Here is an 18,324-nt window from a genome sequence, read left to right on the forward strand (position 1 = left end):
GCCCGGGCCCCCGGGCCCCGGCCCCGACGCGTGTCCCGTGACGGTCGACTCGTGTCCCGCGCCGGTCGCGGGCGGCGCCCCCGGCCGCGCCGGACGACCCCGCCGCGGGCGGCGTGTTCACGGAGGGTTCGAACGATCGTCCGGCGGGGTTTGCTCGCTGTCGCAGCGGTGGTTGCCGGCGGCCGGAACGCTGATAGCCGAGCATCGGGAGGGCCGGCGATATGGCGTGCACCACAGGGTCGATGACCTGCGACGAAGTTACCCGTGGGTCGAATGCGAATATGGTTGCCATTGCGTTGATCTGCCCCTATGCTCGGTGCCGTGCCGAATCCCGCCCACAGCCGCAGCGCAGCGTGCAATGTCGCCGACCGCGACCGCGCCGCGCTTGTTCCGCTCACCGCGATGGTGGCTGTGGCGCGCGTACTCGTAGTTCTCCGCCGTAGCGGGGTCTGATTCGGACCGGTCCCTCGCTGCGGGCCGATTGAACTTTTCTGTGCTGGTCCCCTCTGCCAATTTCTGAGAAGAAGTCGGGAAGACCTAGTCCAATGACAATCACATTTGACACCCCCACGTTCCATGCCGCTGCCCCCGCGAGCCTGCGGGCCGAGAGCACCGGCCTGACCCTCGCCGAACTCACCGATCGCTACTGCCGCGACGCGGGCGCGATCAAGCTCGGCGAATGGACCTACCGCCGGGCCGCGGACTTCTCCGCGACCCTCGAATTCGAAGGCCGTCTGCGCACGGTGACCTCCACCGGCAGCCCGGTCGCCGCCCTGACCTCGGCCCTGTACGACGAGGGCTATCCGGTCGAGATCCTGCAGTTCCACCAGCGCCGCATCGACCGCGGCACCGCCACCTTCGTCGAATGCGAGTTCAACGGCCGCCGCGGCTGGGGCGCCGCCCTGGCCGACGAGAGCGCCGAATCGACCGTCCGCGCCATGATCGCGGGCATCAACTCGCTGCGCTGACCGGACGGGCCCGCCACCGCGGGCCACCTCCGCCGCAACGTAAAAGACTGCGCCGCAACCGGAATCGGTTGCGGCGCAGTCTTTTCGAGTTGACGCGATCGAGCGCGCTGCGGACCTTACTTGGCGGCCTGCTGCTCGGCGAGCTGCTTGCGGACCTCGTCCATGTCCAGCGCCTGCACCTGGCCGATGAGGTCCTCGAGGGCCTCGGCGGGCAGCGCGCCCGGCTGCGCGAACACCAGCACGCCCTCGCGGAAGGCCATGATGGTCGGGATCGAGCGAATGTTCGCCGCCGCCGCGAGACCCTGCTCGGCCTCGGTGTCGACCTTGCCGAAAACCACGTCGGGATGCTTCTCGGAGGACTTCTCGTAGGTGGGGGCGAAGGCGCGGCACGGGCCGCACCACGAGGCCCAGAAGTCCACGAGCACGATGTCGCTGCCGGTGACGGTCTCGTCGAAGTTCTGTTCGGTCAGGGTCTGGGTGGCCATGGCGTCCTCTCGTGTCGATTTCCCGGTCCAACACCGGGCCGTGCGGTTCTCTTCCCTGTACCCATAACGGTAACCGCCAACCGCGTGCCGCCTCCGGGCCGCCGCCCGGTTTGCGCGAGGATGACTGCTATGAGCGACAGCGAGACTCGGCTCCGGCTGGGGTTGATCGAAGGTGACGGCATCGGCCCGGAGGTGGTGCGCGCCACCCGGAACGTGGTGGATGACGCGGTGGCGGTGGTGGGACTGCCGCCCATCGACTGGGTGCCGCTGCTGATCGGGCACGCCGCGATCGAGGAGTACGGCGACCCGGTGCCCGAGCCGACGCTCGCCGCCCTCGAGGGTCTGACCGGCTGGATCATGGGCCCGCACGACAACGCTTCCTACGCAGCCGATTACCGCACGGGGCTGCCGCCGGCGGGCGCGGTGCGCAAACGCTTCGGCCTGTACGGCAACCTGCGGCCCTCGCGCACCGTCGAGGGCGTGCGGTCCACGGTTCCGCAGATGGATCTGCTGATCGTGCGCGAGAACAGCGAGGGGCTCTACGCCGACCGCAACATGTTCGCCGGTTCGGGCGAGTTCAAGCCGACCCCGGACGTGGCCATGGCGGTGGGGCTGTTCACCCGCGCGGCGATCGAGCGCATCGCGCGCGCCGCGTTCGAGAACGCGAGCTCCCGGGGCAAGCGGGTCACCATCGTGCACAAGGCCAATGTGCTGCCCATGTCCATGGGGTTGTTCCGGGACGTGTGCTACGAGATCGCGGCGGCGGAGTTCCCCGATATCGAGGTGACCGACGAGCACGTGGACGCCGCGGCCGCGCATCTGGTGCGCGCGCCGCAGGACTACGACGTCATCGTCACCGAGAACATGTTCGGCGACATCCTGTCCGATCTGGCCGGGGAACTGAGCGGTTCGCTCGGCATGGCGCCCTCGCTGAACTGCTCCGACCACCAGGCCATGGCCCAGGCGGTGCACGGCGCGGCCCCGGCCATCGCCGGTCGCAACCGCGCCAATCCCGTGGCGCTGCAGCTCTCGGCGGCGTTGCTGCTGCGCTGGCTCGCGACACGCACTTCGCACAGTGCGCTGCACCGCGTGGCCGAACGGATCGAACATGCGGTAGCCGAGACGTTGCGGGCTGGTGTGGCAACATCCGATTTGGGTGGGTTAGCATCAACGACCGAATTCACCGAGCAGGTGCGGGCCCGGCTGCATCGCTGGTGAGCGCACTGCCGGAACCGGTCGTGTAACGAGCACCTGTCGGCGTGTCGCCGATTAATGTTCGGTTACCGGCCCGCACGAAATGTACGACTCGCCTACATTTCAAACGGCGGGCGACGTCCGGTTGTCGCGTGACCGAACTGTGGAGGACTGCTGTGTCTCGTATCGATTTCCGCGGGCGTGCCCTGCGGGCCGCCTGCGTCCTAGCGGGTGGCGCTCTCGTGCTGAGCGCCTGTACCAGCACTACCGAGACCGATTCCCCGAAGGTGGACAAGGTCGAGGTAGCGAAGGTCGACGCCATCGCCGCCAAGGTTCCCGCCGACGTGGCGAGTTCGGGCAAGCTCACCGTGGGCGTGAACATCCCCTACGCGCCCAACGAGTACAAGGACCCGAACTCGGGCAAGATCGTCGGCTTCGACGTCGACCTCATGGACGCGGTCGCCAAGGTCCTGGGCCTGAGCGCGGACTACAAGGAATCCGACTTCGAGAAGATCATCCCGGCCATCGAGGCCGGGACCTACAACCTCGGCATGTCCTCGATGACCGACAACGCCGAGCGCGAGAAGACCGCCGATTTCGTCACCTACTTCAACGCGGGCAGCCAGTGGGCCCAGCAGAAGGGCAAGACGGTCGACCCGAACAACGCCTGCGGCAAGCGGGTCGCGGTGCAGCGCACCACCGTTCAGGACACCGACGAGATCCCGGCCAAGAGCGCGGCCTGCGTCGCCGCCGGCAAGCCGGAGATCACCAAGGTCGCCTACGACGAGCAGAGCGCCGCTGCCACCGCGCTGGTGAACGGACAGGTCGACGCCATGTCCGCCGATTCCCCGGTGACCGCCTACGCCATCAAGCAGAACCAGAGCACCATCGAGGCCGCCGGCCAGCTCTTCGACGCCGCGCCCTACGGCTGGCCCGTGAAGAAGGGTTCCGCGCTGGCCCCCGTGCTGCGGGAAGCCGTGCAGTACCTGATGGACAACGGCCAGTACCGCAAGATCACCGAGAACTGGGGCGTCCAGGAGGGCGCGATCACCAAGTCGGTCATCAACGGCGCACAGGGCTGATCGCCGACCATGTCGCAGGACGAGAAGGACTCCGCCGCTTCGGCTCCGGAGCCTGATTCCGCAGCCTCGGCTGCGACCGCCGTGACCGCCACCGAGCCCGCGCCGATCAAAGCGATTCCGCTGCGACGGCCGGGCCGGTGGCTCGCGGCCGCGATAATCCTGATTCTGCTGGGTCTGTTCCTGTACGGGGCCGCGACCAATCCCGCCTACCACTGGGATACGTACCGGCTGTACCTGCGGGACAGCAAGATCGCCTCCGGTGCGCTGGTCACCCTCGAACTCACCGTGCTGGCCATGGCGATCGGCGTGGTGCTCGGCGTACTGCTGGCGGTCATGCGGCTGTCGCCCAATCCGGTGCTGCGCTCGGTGGCGTGGGTGTACCTGTGGATCTTCCGCGGCACGCCCGTGTACGTGCAGCTGGTGTTCTGGGGCCTGTTCCCGTCGCTGTACAAGACCATCACCCTCGGCGTGCCGTTCGGGCCGACGCTGGCGAACTGGAACGTGCAGGACTTCTCGGCGCCGTTCGTGTTCGCGGTCATCGGCCTGGGTCTGAACGAGGCCGCCTACATGGCCGAAATCGTCCGCGCCGGAATCGGTTCGGTGGGTGACGGGCAGCGCGAGGCCTCGACCGCGCTGGGCATGTCGTGGTCGCAGACCATGACCCGCACGGTGTTGCCGCAGGCCATGCGCGTGATCATCCCGCCGACCGGCAACGAGCTGATCTCCATGCTCAAGACCACGTCGCTGGTCACCGCCATACCGCTCACCACCGACCTGTACGGGCGGGCGCGCGATATCTACGGCATCAATTTCCAGCCGATCCCGCTGCTGCTGGTCGCGGCCACCTGGTACCTGGCCATCACCAGCGTGCTCATGGTCGGCCAGTTCTACCTGGAGCGGTACTACTCTCGCGGATCCTCGCGCAAGATGACCGCGAAACAGTTGCGGGCCTTGGCTTCCATGCAGCGTTCGGGGGTGGAGGGTCAGTGAGCCTCGAGAAGAAGAGTCTCGACAAGGATCCGGTCGCCGCGGCCACGCCGATGGTGCGCGCGGACCGGGTGTGCAAGAGCTTCGGCACGCTGCAGGTGCTCAAGGGCATCTCGCTCGAGGTGAAACGCGGTGAGGTGCTGTGCCTCATCGGCCCGTCCGGCTCGGGCAAGTCCACGTTCCTGCGCTGCATCAATCACCTGGAGCAGGTGAACGCCGGAAGGCTGTACGTGGACGGCGAACTCGTGGGTTACCGCGAGAAGGGCGACAAGCTCTACGAGCTGCACCCGCGCGAGGCCGCCCGCCAGCGCCGCGACATCGGCATGGTGTTCCAGCACTTCAACCTGTTCCCGCACCGGACCGTCCTCGAGAACATCATCGAGGCCCCGACCCGGGTCAAGAAGGTGCGCAAGGCCGACGCGATCAAGCGCGCGCGGGAGCTGCTGGCCCGAGTCGGCCTGGCGGACAAGGCCGATTCGTATCCGGCGCAGCTGTCGGGCGGGCAGCAGCAGCGGGTGGCGATCGCCCGGGCGCTGGCCATGGATCCCAAACTGATGCTGTTCGACGAGCCCACCTCGGCGCTGGACCCGGAACTCGTCGGCGAGGTGCTCGGCGTCATGCGCGAACTCGCCGCCTCGGGCATGACCATGGTGGTGGTGACGCACGAGATGGGCTTCGCCCGCGAGGTCGCCGACCAGCTGGCGTTCATGGACGGCGGGGTGGTCGTGGAGGCCGGGGATCCGCGCGAGCTGCTGGCCAATCCCCGGCACGAGCGCACCAAGGCGTTCCTGTCCCGCATTCTCTGACCGCTCGGTCGCGAGACACGGTGCGGCCCTTCGATAGTGGGTCGCCACCGGGCCGATCCGGTCGCGCCGCTGCTGCGCTGGCTCGCGACACGCAGCGCGCCGCAGCGGGTGGCCGAACGCATCGACGACCGAATTCGCCGAGCAGGTGCGGGCCGATCGATGTTCGGTTTCCGGCCCGCACCTGGGCGAGATTGGCTCAGATTCCGATGTAGACGGCCTTGGTGTTGAAGTAGGCCTCGATGCCCTTGCGGCCGCGTTCGCCGCCCCAGCCGGACTGCTTCTGCCCGCAGATCGGCATCGACGGGTCGGCTGCCAGCGCGGTGTTCACCCAGATCTGCCCGGCGCGCAGCTCGTTGACGACGCGGTGCGCGCGGCCCAGGTTCTCGGTCCAGATCGAGCCGGCTAGACCGTACTCGGTGTCGTTGGCGGCGGCGATCACCTCGTCCTCGTCGTCGAACGGGATTACCGAGCCGACCGGACCGAAGATCTCTTCGCGGATGAGCCGCATGTCGGGGGTGGTGTTGGTGATGATCGTGGCCTCGTAGAAGTAGCCGCGCCGATCCAGGTGCTTACCGCCGGTGATCACCTGCGCGCCTGCGGCCACGCCCTCGTCCACGATGCCGGTCACCCGCTGTCGCTGCTTCTCGCTGATCAGCGGGCCCAGGACCGAGGTCGGATCGTCGCTGCCGCCCATCGGCAGCATCTTGGCGAAGGCGGCGAGCCCGTCCACGACCCGGTCGTAGATGCCGCGCTGCACGTAGATGCGGGAGGTGCACGAGCAGTTCTGCCCCGAGCCGGCGAGCAGGCCGATTCCGGCGCCCATGATCGCCTTGTCCAGGTTGGCGTCGTCGAACATGATCAGCGGCGATTTGCCGCCCAGTTCGAGGGTGAGGCGCTTGAGGTTGCCCGCGGCGGCCTTGACGATCAGTCGGCCGACCTCGGTCGAACCGGTGAACGAGATCTTGTCCACGCCCGGGTGCGCGGTGAGCGCGGCGCCGGTGGTCTCGCCGTAGCCGGTGACGACATTGAGCACGCCCTCGGGCAGGCCCGCGTCGCGGAAGATCTTCTCGAGCTCGAGCGCACTGAGCGGGGTCTCCTCGGCGGGCTTGAGGACCGCGCTGCACCCCGCCGCCAGGGCGGGCGCGACCTTGAGCATGGCAACGAAGAACGGCCCGTTCCACGGCACGATGAGCCCGACGACGCCGACCGGCTCGAGCTGGGTGAAGGTGTGAAAGGTCTCGAACTCGCCCAGCAGGCCGTCGGAGACCAGGTTGCTCGATTCGCCGTGGATCTTGCCGACCCAGCCGGCGTAGTAGACCAGCATGTCGTAGGCGACCTTGATGATCTGCTTCGCGGCCATCGCGTTCATGCCGTTGTCGCGGGCCTCGATCGCGGCGAGCTCGTCGGTGCGCTCGCGCACGAGGGCGGCGGCTCGGAACAGCACATCGGCGCGGTGCGCGGCGGGCAGCTTGCGCCAGATACCGGACTCGAACGTCTCCCGGGCCCGCGCCACGGCCTCGTCGACGGCCTTCCGATCGGAATCGACGACCTGCGCGATCTGCTCCTCGGTGGAGGGGTCGAAGACCGGAATGATGCCCGAGCTGGGGCTTTCGACCACAGGTTCGACGTCGATGGTGCTACTCACTGTCTCATCCTTTCGCCGAGCCCCTCCGGTCCGGAGAAGCGCGGTGCCTTCGGTTGTCGAGAACTCTGTGCCCTGCGCACGTCGTGTGCGCGGCGGCGCGTTCGAGCGCTCGAGTGCTCCCGCGCGCGCCGCGTCGAGCGTCACAGGCGGACCGTTGCCGTAACCGCGGTCGCGGGAGGATGGCATCTCCGCGCGGCCGGGAGCGATAGGAGAATAACACTCTCTCGAAAGCGAAATAAGACTCTCGTTGCATGAGAGGGTGAATCTGTAAGTCGCGGGTGGGGCTGCGGGGGTGGCGGGGGAGCGCCCCCGGTCCGCATGATCGGTCGGCCGCCGCAGTGTCGGACCGGCCCGGCGGCCGACCCCGCCTACCTCTGGGACGCCGCGATCCGCGCGGATTCAGGCGGGTGGAGCGTCCGCGTGCAGGAACCCCAGGATGCGGTCGGTCTGGCCGAGGACGGCGTGGCCGACGCCGGGCAGAACCTCGACGGTCGCGTTCGGGACCTCCGAGCGCACGCGGCGCGCGGTCGTGGCGGAGTCGAACATGACGTCGTCCGCGCCCACGATGGCCAGCACCGGCATGGTGAGCGAACGCAACTGGGCATCGGTGAAGCCGGGCAGGCGTTCGGTGCGCGGGTTGAAGTGGGTGAAGGTCAGGGTCACGTCGTCCAGCACCGGCTCGAGTTCGGGGCCGGTGAGGCCGGTCACCAGGGCGGCCGAGGAGCGCACATCATGGCGGCCGAAGAGCTTGGCCACAACGGTTTTGGCGATCCAGCCGAAGCGCTGCCTGCCGATCCCGCCGGGGCACAGCAGGGCCAGCCGCGTGATCCGGCCGGGCCGGCGAAGGGCGTAGTCGAGGGCCGTCCAGCCGCCGAGCGATATGCCGACCATCGACATGTCCGAAATCCCAAGTCCCGCAAGTACATCGTCGAGCCACAGCGCGACGTCGGGCGAGCCGAGTGCCGGCCGGGTGGGCGCGCTGGCGCCGGGTTCGCCGACCAGATCCACCGAGTAGACGCGGAATTCGCGCGCCCAGGCGGCGACGTCGCCGCGCCACATCGAGGAGTTCGCCCCCGATCCGTGCAGCAGTACCAGCGGCGGTGCGTCCACCGGGCCGGAGGCCAGTACGAACGTCTCGCCGGCGCGGGTGGGTATCCGCAGCTGTTCGGCGGGAACCGGCCACTCGCGCAGCACTTCCCGGTAGCGCTCGGCGATGGCTTCCGCCCCGGCGGCGGATTTGTAGATGGGGGCGACGGTGTCGGTGGTGCTTCGCGTGCTCATGGGACGAGCACTCCTTCCAGGTATTCGAGCAGTCGCGCGGTATCGGCGAGACCGCCCACGATGATGATCTTGAGCCGGGCGCGTTCGGGATCGTGAAAGGTCTGGAAGCGCAGGGGATCGTCGCCGAGCCGGCGATTGCCCGTCGCGCCGGTGAGCAGCGACGCGACCCGGTCGACGGTGGCCGGGTCCACGGCATCGACCTCGACGATCGTCGAGGCTTCGGCGTGCCGTCGCCGGGCGACGCTCTCGCTCGGGGAGGCGGGCACCGGCAGGCCGGTGAACGCCTCCAGATCCGCGTGCGCGATGCGGTACTGCTTACCGATCCGCACGGCGGTGAGCTTTCCGTCGCGGACATAGCCGCGCACGGTGCGCACGTGCAGTCCGAGTCGTTCGGCGACTTCTTCCACCGAGTACAGACGATCGTTCATGGGAACGACTGTAAACAACCCTATGTAGATGCGCAATAGGGTTGTTTAGGGAAGTTTAGGGAAGCTTCTGGCCGAAGCCTTCCGCGTGGTGCCGCTCGGCAGCTACGCTGTGTAGTAGATCCAACTACGACATGTAGTAGATATTGTGTCGAATGCGATGGGGGCATTGGCGATGGATGCGCACACTTCCGACCAACTCCGAATCACCCTGTCCCGGTGGAGTTTTCTGCAATGGGCGACCGCCGTCGTCGGGCTGGTGCACATCGTGTGGGCCATCGCGGGCTGGATCGCCGAACCGAGCTTCGCTCTCGGGGAACACGCACCCGCCACGCCGGTGCTCGGCATGGACTACAACGGCTGGCATGCCGTCGCCGGTCTGCTGCTGTTCACGCCCGCGCTGGCGGCCGCCACCCGTAAGCACTGGTCCGCCTGGTACTGCGTCATCGCCGCGCTCGGCGGCGGTTTCGGGGTCGGCGTCTGGGCGCTGTTCTCCCATCGGGTGCTGGTCTTCAGCTTCCCGAACCACACCGCCGACGCCGTTCAGCACATCGTGACCGGCGTCCTGCTTCTCGCCCTGGTCGCCGTACAGGCCGTGCTGGACGGCGGTCTGCGCGCGGTCTTCACTCCGGCGCGCTGACGAACATGGCCGCGGGGTCCTTCCACACCGACATGGCGATGCGCAGCTGTCCGAGCAGAACCTTCGCGGCCGGGCTCAGCGGCTGCGCGGTACCCCAGGCCAGGGCCAGGCGGCCGCGCATCGGCGGATCGATGTCGAGCAGGCGCACCCCGAGCGCCGCGGCGGCGTCCGGGGGAATCGGCGGCACGATCGCGACGCCGAGATCGTAGGACGCCAGCCGCATGAGCAGCGGGGGAGCGGCCGCCTCGAACGCCACGTTCGGAACCAGACCCGCTGCGGCGCAGCTCTTTTCCAGCACGCCTCGGATACCGGCGCCCGCGGGGAGGCAGACCAGCGGATGGGTGCACAGTTCGGCCAGTCCGATACGATCGCCGAAGCCCGTCGCGGTCGCCGCGACCGCCGCGACGATCGGGGACTCGTACACCGTCTCCAGCGCGATATCGGGATCGGAATCCGCACCGGAGAGGCTGATCAGGCAGATATCGAGGGCGCCGTGTCGCAGCGCCTCGTACATGGCCTCGGAGGTGTCCTCGGTCAGGGTGATCGCGATCTGCGGATGATCGCGGTGGTACTCCGACAGCACGCGCGCGATGTCGACCTCGCCGTCGGCCGCGCCGGAGATCATCCCCACCCGCACGCGGCCCCGCAACAATCCGGTGAACTCGTCGACGGTGTGGCTCACCCGCTCGGCCGCGGCCAGCGCGGCCCGGGCGTGCGGGAGTACCGCCGCGCCCACCGGGGTCACGGTGACCGTTCGGGTCGAGCGGTCCAGAAGTTGCTGTCCCAGTTCGCGTTCCAGCTGCCGGATCTGCGCGCTCAGTCCGGGCTGGCTCAGGTGCAGGCGGGCGGCGGCCCGGGTGAAGTTGGCCTCTTCGGCCACCGTGACGAAGTAGCGCAGCTGCCGCAGTTCCATAACCAATAATTCTAATTATCAGAACAACTATCTGTTGGAGTTATCAATCGCGGCTCGGCAGGCTGGGACCATGGCTCAGACAACCCGTTCGACATCCGATCTGCCCGCCGTGGCCGGGCCGGTCTTCCGGCTCGGTGACGAGGGCTACGACAACGAAATCGCCGGATTCCAAACGGCGTACACGCATCGGCCGGAGGTGGTCGTCGGCGCGTTGCACGCCGAGGACGTGCGCGCGGCGGTGGAGTTCGCGGCGCTGCGCGATATGCCGATCGCGGTCCAGTCGACCGGGCACGGCCTCTCGGTCGCCCTGAGCGGTGGGATCCTGATCTCCACCCGGCGTATGGACGCCGTCCGGATCGATCCCGCCGCCCGTGTCGCCCGGGTCGGCGCGGGGGTCCGGGCCGGCGCGCTGATCGAGGCCGCCGCCGCGCACGGGCTCGCGCCGCTCAATGGCTCCTCGCTCTCGGTCGGCGTGGTCGGCTACACCCTCGGCGGCGGCATCGGGCTGCTCGCCCGCGAATTCGGTTATGCCGCAGACCATGTGCGCGCGATCGAACTCGTCACCGCGGACGGCCGCCCGCGCCGGCTCGAGCCCGGCGACGAACTCTTCGGCGCGGTGCTGGGCACCGGCGGCAATTTCGGCGTGGTCACCGCCCTCGAGATCGAACTGCTGCCGATCACCACCGTCTACGGCGGTCAACTGCAATTCGACGCTCGCCTGGTGGGGCCCGCGCTCGAGGGCTGGCGGCTGTGGACCGCCGACCTGCCCGAACAGCTCACCTCGGCCATCACAATGCTCACGATCCCGGACAGCCCGCAGGTACCCGAACACCTCCGCGGCCGGTACACCGCGACGATCAACATCGCGTACAACGGCGGACCCGAACAGGGCGAGCGGTTGGTCGCCCCGCTGCGCGAGATCGGCGCGCGCCTGGCCGACGACCTGCGCGTCATGCCGTACACCGACTCGCACGCCATCTACCGCGACCCGGACTTCCCGCACCCCTACGCCGCCACCAACGCCCTGCTGTCGCAGCTGCCCGCCGAGGCCACCGACACGTTCCTGGACCACACCGGTCCCGGATCGGGCGCCCCGGTCGTGGCCGGGCTACGGCACCTCGGCGGCGCGCTGGGCCGCCCCGGACCCGCGGGGATCGCGGTGGACCATCGCGCCGCCGAGTACGTGGCCCGGGCGATCGCGATGCCCGACGCCGACGGCTCCGCGGCTCGCGAACGACTCGCCGGAATCCGGGAAGCGTTGTCCCCGTGGACGATCGGGCACCACCTCAACTTCCTCTACGGCGACGGTGCGAACGCGGACGAGGCGCAGACCCGCTCGGGCTACGAGCCCGCCCGGTACGCGTCGCTCGCGGCGGCGAAAGCGGTTCACGACCCCCGCAACCTCTTTCGCGGCAATCGCAACATCCGCCCCCGCTGATCCGAGGTCTCGGGCGTGCCCCGTGGCCGCCGAGGCTGTATCGCGGGCCGGCCGTAATGGGTTGCCGCACGTCCACATCAGCCGATGGGAATATGCGCATCAAGGCATGGAATCTCGGCCCGGCGGGCCGGAAGCCCGCTTGGCAACCCCGCCGATCCGCGCTATCGTCGTGATATCACTTCGATATTTGGAGGGCACTCATGGAGCTACGTCCGGCATTCCGGCGGAACGGTTTCCTCTTGCTGTTGGTGCTGCTGGCGGTCATCACGGTGACCATCGTGGGTGCGGTCGCGGCGCTGGCCGCCGCGGGCGACGGCGGTGGCGCGGGCTGGGTCGCGGTGGCGGTCGCCGGATTCGTGATCGCGACGGTGGCGGTGCTGGGCCTGACCGGGCTGCTGGTCGTCAACCCGAACGAGGCGCGGGTCATCCAGTTCTTCGGCCGCTACATCGGCTCGGTCAGCGAACCCGGCTTCTTCTGGGTGGTGCCGCTCACCGACCGGCGCCGAATCTCGTTGCGCGTGCGCAACTTCGAGACCCAGAAGCTGAAGGTCAACGACGCGGACGGCAACCCGGTCGAGATCGGCGCGGTCGTGGTCTACCGCGTGGTCGACAGCTTCAAGGCCGCCTTCTCGGTCGACGACTACGAGCAGTACGTGGAGACCCAGTCCGAGGCCGCGGTCCGGCACCTGGCCACCATCCACCCCTACGACGCGCACGACGACGCCCGCACCAGCCTGCGCGACGGCGCCGAGATCGCCGAGGAGCTCACCACCGAGCTGCGCGAGCGCACCGATCTGGCCGGCATCGAGGTGCTCGAGGCCCGCATCACGCACCTGGCCTACGCGCCGGAGATCGCACAGGCGATGCTGGTGCGCCAGCAGGCATCCCAGGTCGTGGCCGCCCGCAGCCGCATCGTCGAGGGCGCTGTCGGTATGGTCGGGATGGCCCTCGAGCGTCTCGCGGCACAGGGCATGGTCGAACTCGATGAGGAGCGCAAAGCCACCATGGTCTCCAACCTGCTGGTCGTGCTCTGCGGCGATCGCCCCGCCCAGCCCGTCGTGAACACCGGCTCCCTCTACTCGTAATGGTCAAGCGCGAGCCGAAAAAGGTGCTGCTCCGGCTCGACCCGGCCGTTCACGAAGCAGTGGCCAAGTGGGCCGCCGACGACCTGCGCAGCATCAACGCCCAGATCGAGTACGCCCTGCGCCTGGCCCTCAAACAAGCCGGCCGCGACCCCAAATCCCCGTAGTTCCACCGGTTTCCGCCGAACGCCCGCGACCCCGCGTCGCGGGCGTTCGCCGTGCCGGGGAGTGCGTTCGCCGTGCCGGGGAGTGCGTTCGCCGTGCCGGGGAGTGCGTTCGCCGTGCCGCGTGAGGGTGTCCGGCGTGTCGGGTGAGAGCGTCGGCCGCGTGACGCATCCGGCCGGACCGCCCATCGCGTCCCGCCCGGACGGCGTCACCGAGCGCCCGCCCCCGGCGAACCCGGACGACGATCCGACACTTCCGGCATCGTCCGTTTAGGGTGACCGGGTGCCAATCTCGTTCGATACAGCCGGTTTTCAGCAGGCGGACGCTTCCAGCTGGGTCGATCCCGGGACCGGCGACATGGCGGCGGTGCAGTACTTCGAGCTGCCGCCCGACCTGCCCGCGCCGCTGGAGGACGTCGAGACCCTGCGCGCCCGGCTGACCGCGATCCACGCGCCCGCCGGCGGGCTCATCGAAGCCTGGGTCATCGGGGTGGACGGGCAGCCCGCGCTGCTGCGCATCGAGAAGATGCGGCGGCGCGACCAGCCGTCCGGGCTGGTCTTCGCCGCGTCGATCGTGGTGCCCAAGGACCGGTGCAGCGCCGTGCTCATGCTCTTCTGCGAGGAGACCGGCATCACCGGCATGCGGGAGGCGATGACCATGGCCCGGTTGGGATTCGAGTCCATGTACCCGCCGCACCCCTACGCGCCCGACGTACGCGGCGACCTCCCGTACAACCGCGCCGACGCCGCCGAATTCGACGCCGACTTCCCGGACCATCCGCTGAGCCGCGTCCGGGCGTGGCTGACGCGGGCGGTCCCGACGATCCGCCTCGACCCGGCCTTCGCCGCGCTGCCGCCCTTCCGCGGCTGAACGCGGACGGCCGCGATCCTCAGGCGGGTTTCTCGGTGACGAAAATCGCTGTGCCGGGGAAGATCTCGCCGCGCAGCGGGCTCCACTGGCCCCACTCGCGGTCCAGCCACTCCGGCCAGTCGGGTTCGATGACGTCGACCAGGATCAGGCCCGCGGCAACTATCTCGCGAACTCTGTCGCCCACCGTGCGATGGTGTTCGACGTAGGTCGCCTCGCCGTCGGCGTCGTGCTCCACGTAGGGGGTGCGATCGAAATACGGGATCGTCGCGCGCAGGCCCTCGGCGCCCGGATCGTCCGGAAAGATCCAGCGCATGGGGTGATTCACCGAGAACACCCAGCGGCCGCCGGGGCGCAGCACCCGCGCCACCTCGCGCATCACCCGCGCGGAGTCGGCCACGAACGGCACCGCGCCGAAGGCCGAGCACGCCAGATCGAAAGAGGCGTCGGCGAAGGGCAGCTGTTCCGCTCCCGCCTGCACCAGCGGGACGCGCGGCCCACCGGCCGCCATGGCCGCGACGCCGCGGTCGAGCATGCTGCGCGAGATGTCCAGGCCCACCGGGTGCGCGCCGTGCGCGGCCAGCCAGCGCGAGCACGGCGCCGAGCCGCAGCCGATCTCCAGGATCGTCTTGTCCACGATGTCGCCGAGCAGCCGCCAGTCGCCCTCGTGCAAACCCTCGGGGCACCAGACGAATTCGCCGGCGGGGGAGTCCACGCCCAGGAAGTCGGCGTGCGTCTCGTGGTAGGCGGCCGCGTCCGCGTCCCACCAGCGCCGGTTCGCGCGCTCGCTGACGGCCGAATCGACCTTGGTGCGGGCCACGCCCACGGTGCCGAGCAGTGCGTTCGCCTCGGCATGCCGGGTATCATCGGGGGAATCGGGGTGATCTTCGGCCATGGCCGCACTCTATCGACTCGCGTTGCGGCACCCGTGTTTGCTTGGTACAACGACAGTCGCGTACGCTGTTTTCCGCGAGTGTCTTCTGTACTCGTTCCTCCAGGGGGATCCGGACCGGAACTTCACGGGGCGATCGAGCAGAGCAGACGTTCGTGCTGTGAGTCCGCATGCTTCTGGCAGCGTTGTGCTCCGCCACAGCGATGTGCTGTCGCATGACCAACGTAGTTCCATCGCTGTGTGTTCGCAGCAATACCGAAAGCCCACATGTCCACTACCGACCACAATCCGTCCGGAGCCTCCCAACACATGCCCACCACCGTGACCTCGCCGCAGGTAGCCATCAACGACATTGGCTCTGCCGAGGACTTCCTCGCCGCTATCGACAAGACGATCAAGTACTTCAACGACGGCGATATCGTCGAAGGCACCATCGTCAAGGTCGACCGTGACGAGGTTCTTCTCGACATCGGTTACAAGACCGAAGGCGTCATCCCTTCCCGCGAACTCTCCATCAAGCACGATGTCGATCCTTCCGAGGTCGTTTCCGTGGGCGATGAGGTCGAGGCCCTCGTTCTCACCAAGGAGGACAAGGAAGGCCGCCTGATCCTGTCGAAGAAGCGGGCTCAGTACGAGCGCGCCTGGGGCACGATCGAGGAGCTCAAGGAGAAGGACGAGGCCGTCAAGGGCACCGTCATCGAGGTCGTCAAGGGTGGTCTGATCCTGGACATCGGCCTCCGCGGCTTCCTCCCCGCCTCGCTCGTCGAGATGCGCCGCGTCCGCGACCTCCAGCCGTACGTCGGCAAGGAGATCGAGGCCAAGATCATCGAGCTCGACAAGAACCGCAACAACGTGGTCCTGTCGCGTCGCGCCTGGCTCGAGCAGACCCAGTCCGAGGTCCGCAGCGAGTTCCTGCACCAGCTCCAGAAGGGCCAGGTCCGCAAGGGCGTCGTGTCCTCCATCGTCAACTTCGGTGCCTTCGTGGACCTGGGTGGCGTCGACGGCCTGGTGCACGTCTCCGAGCTGTCCTGGAAGCACATCGATCACCCGTCCGAGGTTGTCGAGGTCGGCAACGAGGTCACCGTCGAGGTTCTCGACGTCGATCTCGACCGCGAGCGCGTCTCCCTGTCGCTCAAGGCGACCCAGGAAGACCCGTGGCGTCAGTTCGCCCGCACCCACGCGATCGGCCAGATCGTCCCGGGCAAGGTCACCAAGCTCGTTCCCTTCGGCGCCTTCGTGCGCGTCGAAGAGGGCATCGAGGGCCTGGTGCACATCTCCGAGCTGGCCGAGCGCCACGTCGAGGTCCCGGACCAGGTTGTCGCCGTCGGCGACGACGCCATGGTCAAGGTCATCGACATCGACCTCGAGCGTCGCCGGATCTCGCTGTCGCTGAAGCAGGCGAACGAGGACTACAACGCCGAGTTCGACCCGTCGAAGTACGGCATGGCCGACAGCTACGACGACCAGGGCAACTACATCTTCCCCGAGGGCTTCGATCCCGAGACCAACGAATGGCTCGAGGGCTCGGACAAGGTCCGCGAGGAGTGGGAAGGCCGTTACGCCGAGGCCGAGCGTCGCCACAAGATGCACACCGCTCAGATGGAGAAGATGGCCGCTGACGCTGCCGCCGAGGCCGCCAACGGCGGTTCCTCGAACTACTCCTCCGAGAGTGGCTCGCAGGCCGCGTCCTCCTCGTCGTCGTCCTCGACCTCCGGCGAGTCCGCCGGTGGCTCGCTGGCGAGCGATGCGCAGCTGGCCGCCCTCCGCGAGAAGCTGTCGGGCAACGCCTGATTCGCTGACGCGGTAGCGCGATAAGCTACACCGAAACCCCCGGATCCCTCAGGATCCGGGGGTTTCGTCATATTCGGGATCGAATTGCGCGGACGAATTCCGCCATTTATTACAGGTACGCGAATTAGAGCTGCCGCCTATAAAAGGCGGCAGCTGTACCGGTGGTGGATTCCGCGCACAAAGGTGGCCCAGTCCGAAAGGGGCTGGGCCACGGCGGCGATGTGTTTCGTCAGCCGGCTGTCGCCGGTACCCATCGACTCGCAGCCGCCGCGGAGCGTTTTCGCATGGCCGCGAAACTGTGGCGGGCGGGATTTATCAGGGTGGAGAGCCACGTGCGACGGTGCTGGACAAGCGCTGCCGCGACCGCGGGGATCTCGATGCAGTGCATCATGCCCGGCAGTCCCAGACGGTGGCGACCCGCCTGGATGTTTCTGGTGCCCAATGATATTCCTTCTCTTGCGTGAACCGGCCTGCGATCGCCTGCGGCGAACCTTAGCCGAACAAAAGTGTCCGACACAGGATTTTGCGCGAGTTTCGCGTCGGCGTGTCGGAATGTTGTCGCCCTCGGATCCGAATTCGCCGGAAAAGTTGCGAATTGGTCTCGCGACTATCACGGAATGAGCAATTCGGACGATTGCTTGTGAAATTCGGTGAGTGAATGGGTATTCCGTTCTATCGGCTGGTTAGGGGTGCCGGAACGGCGCATTCGAGCGGATGCGAGACTGATCCGATGTTGCGAATCGGTCTCACCGGAGGCATGGGAGCGGGTAAATCCACCGTCGCCCGAATCCTCGTCGAACGCGGTGCGGTGCTCGTGGATAGTGATGTCATCGCGCGCGAGGTGGTGGCCCCCGGCACCGAGGGCCTGGCCGCTCTCGTCGCCGCGTTCGGGGACGAGATCCTGGCCGCCGACGGCAGCCTGAACCGGCCCGCCCTGGCCGCCAAGGCTTTTGCCAGTGACGAGGCCCGCGCCACCCTCAACGGCATCACCCATCCGCTGGTCGGGCAGCGCACCACCGCGCTGATCGCCGCCGCGCCCGCGGACGGCATTGTGGTGCAGGACATTCCGCTGCTGGTGGAGAACGGCCTCGGTCCGTTCATGAACCTGGTGCTGGTGGTGGACGCCGAGCAGGAGACCCGGGTGCGCCGCCTGGTGGAGTTCCGCGGCATCGACGAGGCCGACGCCCGGGCGCGAATCGCCGCGCAGGCCACCGACACTCAGCGCCGGGCGGCGGCGGATGTGCTGCTGGACAACAACGGCGCGGACGGGATCATCGGCGCCGAGGTGCATCGGCTCTGGGACGAGCGGCTGATTCCCTTCGAGCGCAACCTGCGCACCCGCACCCCGGCCGCGCGGCCCGCCGAATCGCCCGTGGTGCCCGCGAATCCGGAGTGGCCCGCCCAGGCGCAGCGCCTCATCGCACGCCTGCACGTCGCGTGCGGCGGCGCGGCCGAGCGCATCGAGCACGTCGGCTCGACGGCGGTGCCGGACAAGCCCGCCGAGGACATCCTGGATCTGCGGATCACGGTCGCGGACGCGGCGACCGCCGCCGGACTGCGGGATCGGCTGGCGGACGCGGGCTTTCCGGCCGCGGCCGGCGCGGACGAGCTGCTGCACGTCAACGCGGATCCGGGCCGCCCGGTGAATGTGGTGCTCGCGGTC

Annotated in this window: 17 protein-coding genes and 1 pseudogene; 12 read left to right on the forward strand and 6 right to left on the reverse strand. The window is 68.4% G+C overall.

Going from position 1 to position 18,324, the window contains the following annotated elements; all coding sequences use genetic code 11:
* The first annotated feature begins 545 nt into the window (after nt 1-545).
* On the forward strand, nt 546-968 hold the full coding sequence (locus ABZ319_RS19260; protein WP_354987786.1) for a 2-keto-3-deoxygluconate kinase: 423 nt from the start codon (nt 546-548) through the stop codon (nt 966-968).
* A 116-nt stretch (nt 969-1,084) separates the two neighbouring features.
* Here the strand turns inward: ABZ319_RS19260 and trxA are convergent, their stop codons facing one another.
* Nucleotides 1,085-1,453 carry a thioredoxin gene (trxA, locus tag ABZ319_RS19265; protein ID WP_354987787.1) on the reverse strand — a complete coding sequence of 123 codons (369 nt, stop codon included), beginning with the start codon at nt 1,451-1,453 and terminating at the stop codon, nt 1,085-1,087.
* A gap of 129 nt (nt 1,454-1,582) precedes the next feature.
* Between trxA and ABZ319_RS19270 the strand changes: the two genes are divergently transcribed.
* The 4 genes from ABZ319_RS19270 to ABZ319_RS19285 all read left to right on the forward strand — a co-directional run bounded on the left by ABZ319_RS19270 (nt 1,583) and on the right by ABZ319_RS19285 (nt 5,522).
* Nucleotides 1,583-2,671, forward strand: a complete 1,089-nt coding sequence (locus tag ABZ319_RS19270; protein ID WP_354987788.1) for an isocitrate/isopropylmalate family dehydrogenase — start codon at nt 1,583-1,585, stop codon at nt 2,669-2,671.
* 161 nt (nt 2,672-2,832) lie between these two features.
* Nucleotides 2,833-3,729: an ABC transporter substrate-binding protein gene (locus ABZ319_RS19275; protein ID WP_354987848.1), complete on the forward strand. Its 897-nt coding sequence runs from the start codon at nt 2,833-2,835 to the stop codon at nt 3,727-3,729.
* Nucleotides 3,730-3,738: 9 nt separating this feature from the next.
* Entirely contained in the window at nt 3,739-4,719 is a 981-nt protein-coding gene (locus tag ABZ319_RS19280) for an amino acid ABC transporter permease (protein WP_354987789.1), read from the forward strand.
* 50 nt (nt 4,720-4,769) lie between these two features.
* The gene (locus tag ABZ319_RS19285; protein WP_354987849.1) at nt 4,770-5,522 is read left to right on the forward strand and encodes an amino acid ABC transporter ATP-binding protein; all 753 of its coding nucleotides are present in this window, start codon (nt 4,770-4,772) and stop codon (nt 5,520-5,522) included.
* 196 nt (nt 5,523-5,718) lie between these two features.
* Here ABZ319_RS19285 and ABZ319_RS19290 read toward each other — a convergent pair whose 3' ends face one another.
* The 3 genes from ABZ319_RS19290 to ABZ319_RS19300 all read right to left on the reverse strand — a co-directional run bounded on the left by ABZ319_RS19290 (nt 5,719) and on the right by ABZ319_RS19300 (nt 8,876).
* On the reverse strand, nt 5,719-7,167 hold the full coding sequence (locus ABZ319_RS19290) for an aldehyde dehydrogenase family protein (RefSeq protein WP_354987790.1): 1,449 nt from the start codon (nt 7,165-7,167) through the stop codon (nt 5,719-5,721).
* A gap of 399 nt (nt 7,168-7,566) precedes the next feature.
* The gene (locus ABZ319_RS19295) at nt 7,567-8,448 is read right to left on the reverse strand and encodes an alpha/beta fold hydrolase (RefSeq protein ID WP_354987791.1); all 882 of its coding nucleotides are present in this window, start codon (nt 8,446-8,448) and stop codon (nt 7,567-7,569) included.
* The gene (locus ABZ319_RS19300; protein ID WP_354987792.1) at nt 8,445-8,876 is read right to left on the reverse strand and encodes a helix-turn-helix domain-containing protein; all 432 of its coding nucleotides are present in this window, start codon (nt 8,874-8,876) and stop codon (nt 8,445-8,447) included. Before ABZ319_RS19300 ends, ABZ319_RS19295 begins: the two co-directional genes overlap by 4 nt.
* A 157-nt stretch (nt 8,877-9,033) precedes the next feature.
* Between ABZ319_RS19300 and ABZ319_RS19305 the strand changes: the two genes are divergently transcribed.
* Entirely contained in the window at nt 9,034-9,513 is a 480-nt protein-coding gene (locus ABZ319_RS19305) for a DUF4383 domain-containing protein (protein ID WP_354987793.1), read from the forward strand.
* On the opposite strand, the gene ABZ319_RS19310 is transcribed toward ABZ319_RS19305, so the two are convergent.
* On the reverse strand, nt 9,497-10,426 hold the full coding sequence (locus tag ABZ319_RS19310; protein ID WP_354987794.1) for a LysR family transcriptional regulator: 930 nt from the start codon (nt 10,424-10,426) through the stop codon (nt 9,497-9,499). The two genes, ABZ319_RS19305 and ABZ319_RS19310, sit on opposite strands and share 17 nt — an antisense overlap.
* A gap of 70 nt (nt 10,427-10,496) precedes the next feature.
* Here ABZ319_RS19310 and ABZ319_RS19315 point away from each other — a divergent pair, with 70 nt between their 5' ends.
* The 4 genes from ABZ319_RS19315 to ABZ319_RS19330 all read left to right on the forward strand — a co-directional run bounded on the left by ABZ319_RS19315 (nt 10,497) and on the right by ABZ319_RS19330 (nt 13,981).
* Entirely contained in the window at nt 10,497-11,864 is a 1,368-nt protein-coding gene (locus tag ABZ319_RS19315) for an FAD-binding oxidoreductase (protein WP_354987795.1), read from the forward strand.
* A 200-nt stretch (nt 11,865-12,064) separates the two neighbouring features.
* Complete coding sequence (locus tag ABZ319_RS19320) at nt 12,065-12,949, forward strand: SPFH domain-containing protein (protein ID WP_354987796.1); 885 nt, start codon at nt 12,065-12,067, stop codon at nt 12,947-12,949.
* Complete coding sequence (locus ABZ319_RS19325) at nt 12,949-13,113, forward strand: hypothetical protein (RefSeq protein WP_354987797.1); 165 nt, start codon at nt 12,949-12,951, stop codon at nt 13,111-13,113. Before ABZ319_RS19320 ends, ABZ319_RS19325 begins: the two co-directional genes overlap by 1 nt.
* A 280-nt stretch (nt 13,114-13,393) precedes the next feature.
* Nucleotides 13,394-13,981, forward strand: coding sequence for a hypothetical protein (locus ABZ319_RS19330; protein WP_354987798.1), 588 nt, complete (start codon nt 13,394-13,396; stop codon nt 13,979-13,981).
* 19 nt (nt 13,982-14,000) lie between these two features.
* On the opposite strand, the gene ABZ319_RS19335 is transcribed toward ABZ319_RS19330, so the two are convergent.
* Nucleotides 14,001-14,873, reverse strand: a complete 873-nt coding sequence (locus tag ABZ319_RS19335; RefSeq protein ID WP_354987799.1) for a class I SAM-dependent methyltransferase — start codon at nt 14,871-14,873, stop codon at nt 14,001-14,003.
* A 306-nt stretch (nt 14,874-15,179) separates the two neighbouring features.
* Here ABZ319_RS19335 and rpsA point away from each other — a divergent pair, with 306 nt between their 5' ends.
* The gene (gene rpsA / locus ABZ319_RS19340) at nt 15,180-16,661 is read left to right on the forward strand and encodes a 30S ribosomal protein S1 (RefSeq protein WP_354987800.1); all 1,482 of its coding nucleotides are present in this window, start codon (nt 15,180-15,182) and stop codon (nt 16,659-16,661) included.
* A gap of 730 nt (nt 16,662-17,391) precedes the next feature.
* Nucleotides 17,392-18,312: pseudogene (gene coaE / locus ABZ319_RS19345) on the forward strand (dephospho-CoA kinase); the annotation flags it as partial.
* Between the last annotated feature and the right edge of the window lie 12 nt (nt 18,313-18,324).

Source organism: Nocardia sp. NPDC005978 (assembly GCF_040614455.1).
In the GTDB taxonomy this organism is placed as follows: Bacteria; Actinomycetota; Actinomycetes; order Mycobacteriales; family Mycobacteriaceae; genus Nocardia.

Bases quoted from the DNA above. Each gene is read 5' to 3' on its own strand.
- ABZ319_RS19310 (WP_354987794.1), bottom strand. From the start codon at position 10,426: ATGGAACTGCGGCAGCTGCGCTACTTCGTCACGGTGGCCGAAGAGGCC.
- trxA (WP_354987787.1), bottom strand. From the start codon at position 1,453: ATGGCCACCCAGACCCTGACCGAACAGAACTTCGACGAGACCGTCACC.
- ABZ319_RS19270 (WP_354987788.1), top strand. From the start codon at position 1,583: ATGAGCGACAGCGAGACTCGGCTCCGGCTGGGGTTGATCGAAGGTGAC.
- ABZ319_RS19285 (WP_354987849.1), top strand. From the start codon at position 4,770: ATGGTGCGCGCGGACCGGGTGTGCAAGAGCTTCGGCACGCTGCAGGTG.
- ABZ319_RS19295 (WP_354987791.1), bottom strand. From the start codon at position 8,448: ATGAGCACGCGAAGCACCACCGACACCGTCGCCCCCATCTACAAATCC.
- ABZ319_RS19335 (WP_354987799.1), bottom strand. From the start codon at position 14,873: ATGGCCGAAGATCACCCCGATTCCCCCGATGATACCCGGCATGCCGAG.
- rpsA (WP_354987800.1), top strand. From the start codon at position 15,180: ATGCCCACCACCGTGACCTCGCCGCAGGTAGCCATCAACGACATTGGC.
- ABZ319_RS19300 (WP_354987792.1), bottom strand. From the start codon at position 8,876: ATGAACGATCGTCTGTACTCGGTGGAAGAAGTCGCCGAACGACTCGGA.
- ABZ319_RS19320 (WP_354987796.1), top strand. From the start codon at position 12,065: ATGGAGCTACGTCCGGCATTCCGGCGGAACGGTTTCCTCTTGCTGTTG.
- ABZ319_RS19325 (WP_354987797.1), top strand. From the start codon at position 12,949: ATGGTCAAGCGCGAGCCGAAAAAGGTGCTGCTCCGGCTCGACCCGGCC.
- ABZ319_RS19260 (WP_354987786.1), top strand. From the start codon at position 546: ATGACAATCACATTTGACACCCCCACGTTCCATGCCGCTGCCCCCGCG.
- ABZ319_RS19280 (WP_354987789.1), top strand. From the start codon at position 3,739: ATGTCGCAGGACGAGAAGGACTCCGCCGCTTCGGCTCCGGAGCCTGAT.
- ABZ319_RS19315 (WP_354987795.1), top strand. From the start codon at position 10,497: ATGGCTCAGACAACCCGTTCGACATCCGATCTGCCCGCCGTGGCCGGG.
- ABZ319_RS19305 (WP_354987793.1), top strand. From the start codon at position 9,034: ATGGGGGCATTGGCGATGGATGCGCACACTTCCGACCAACTCCGAATC.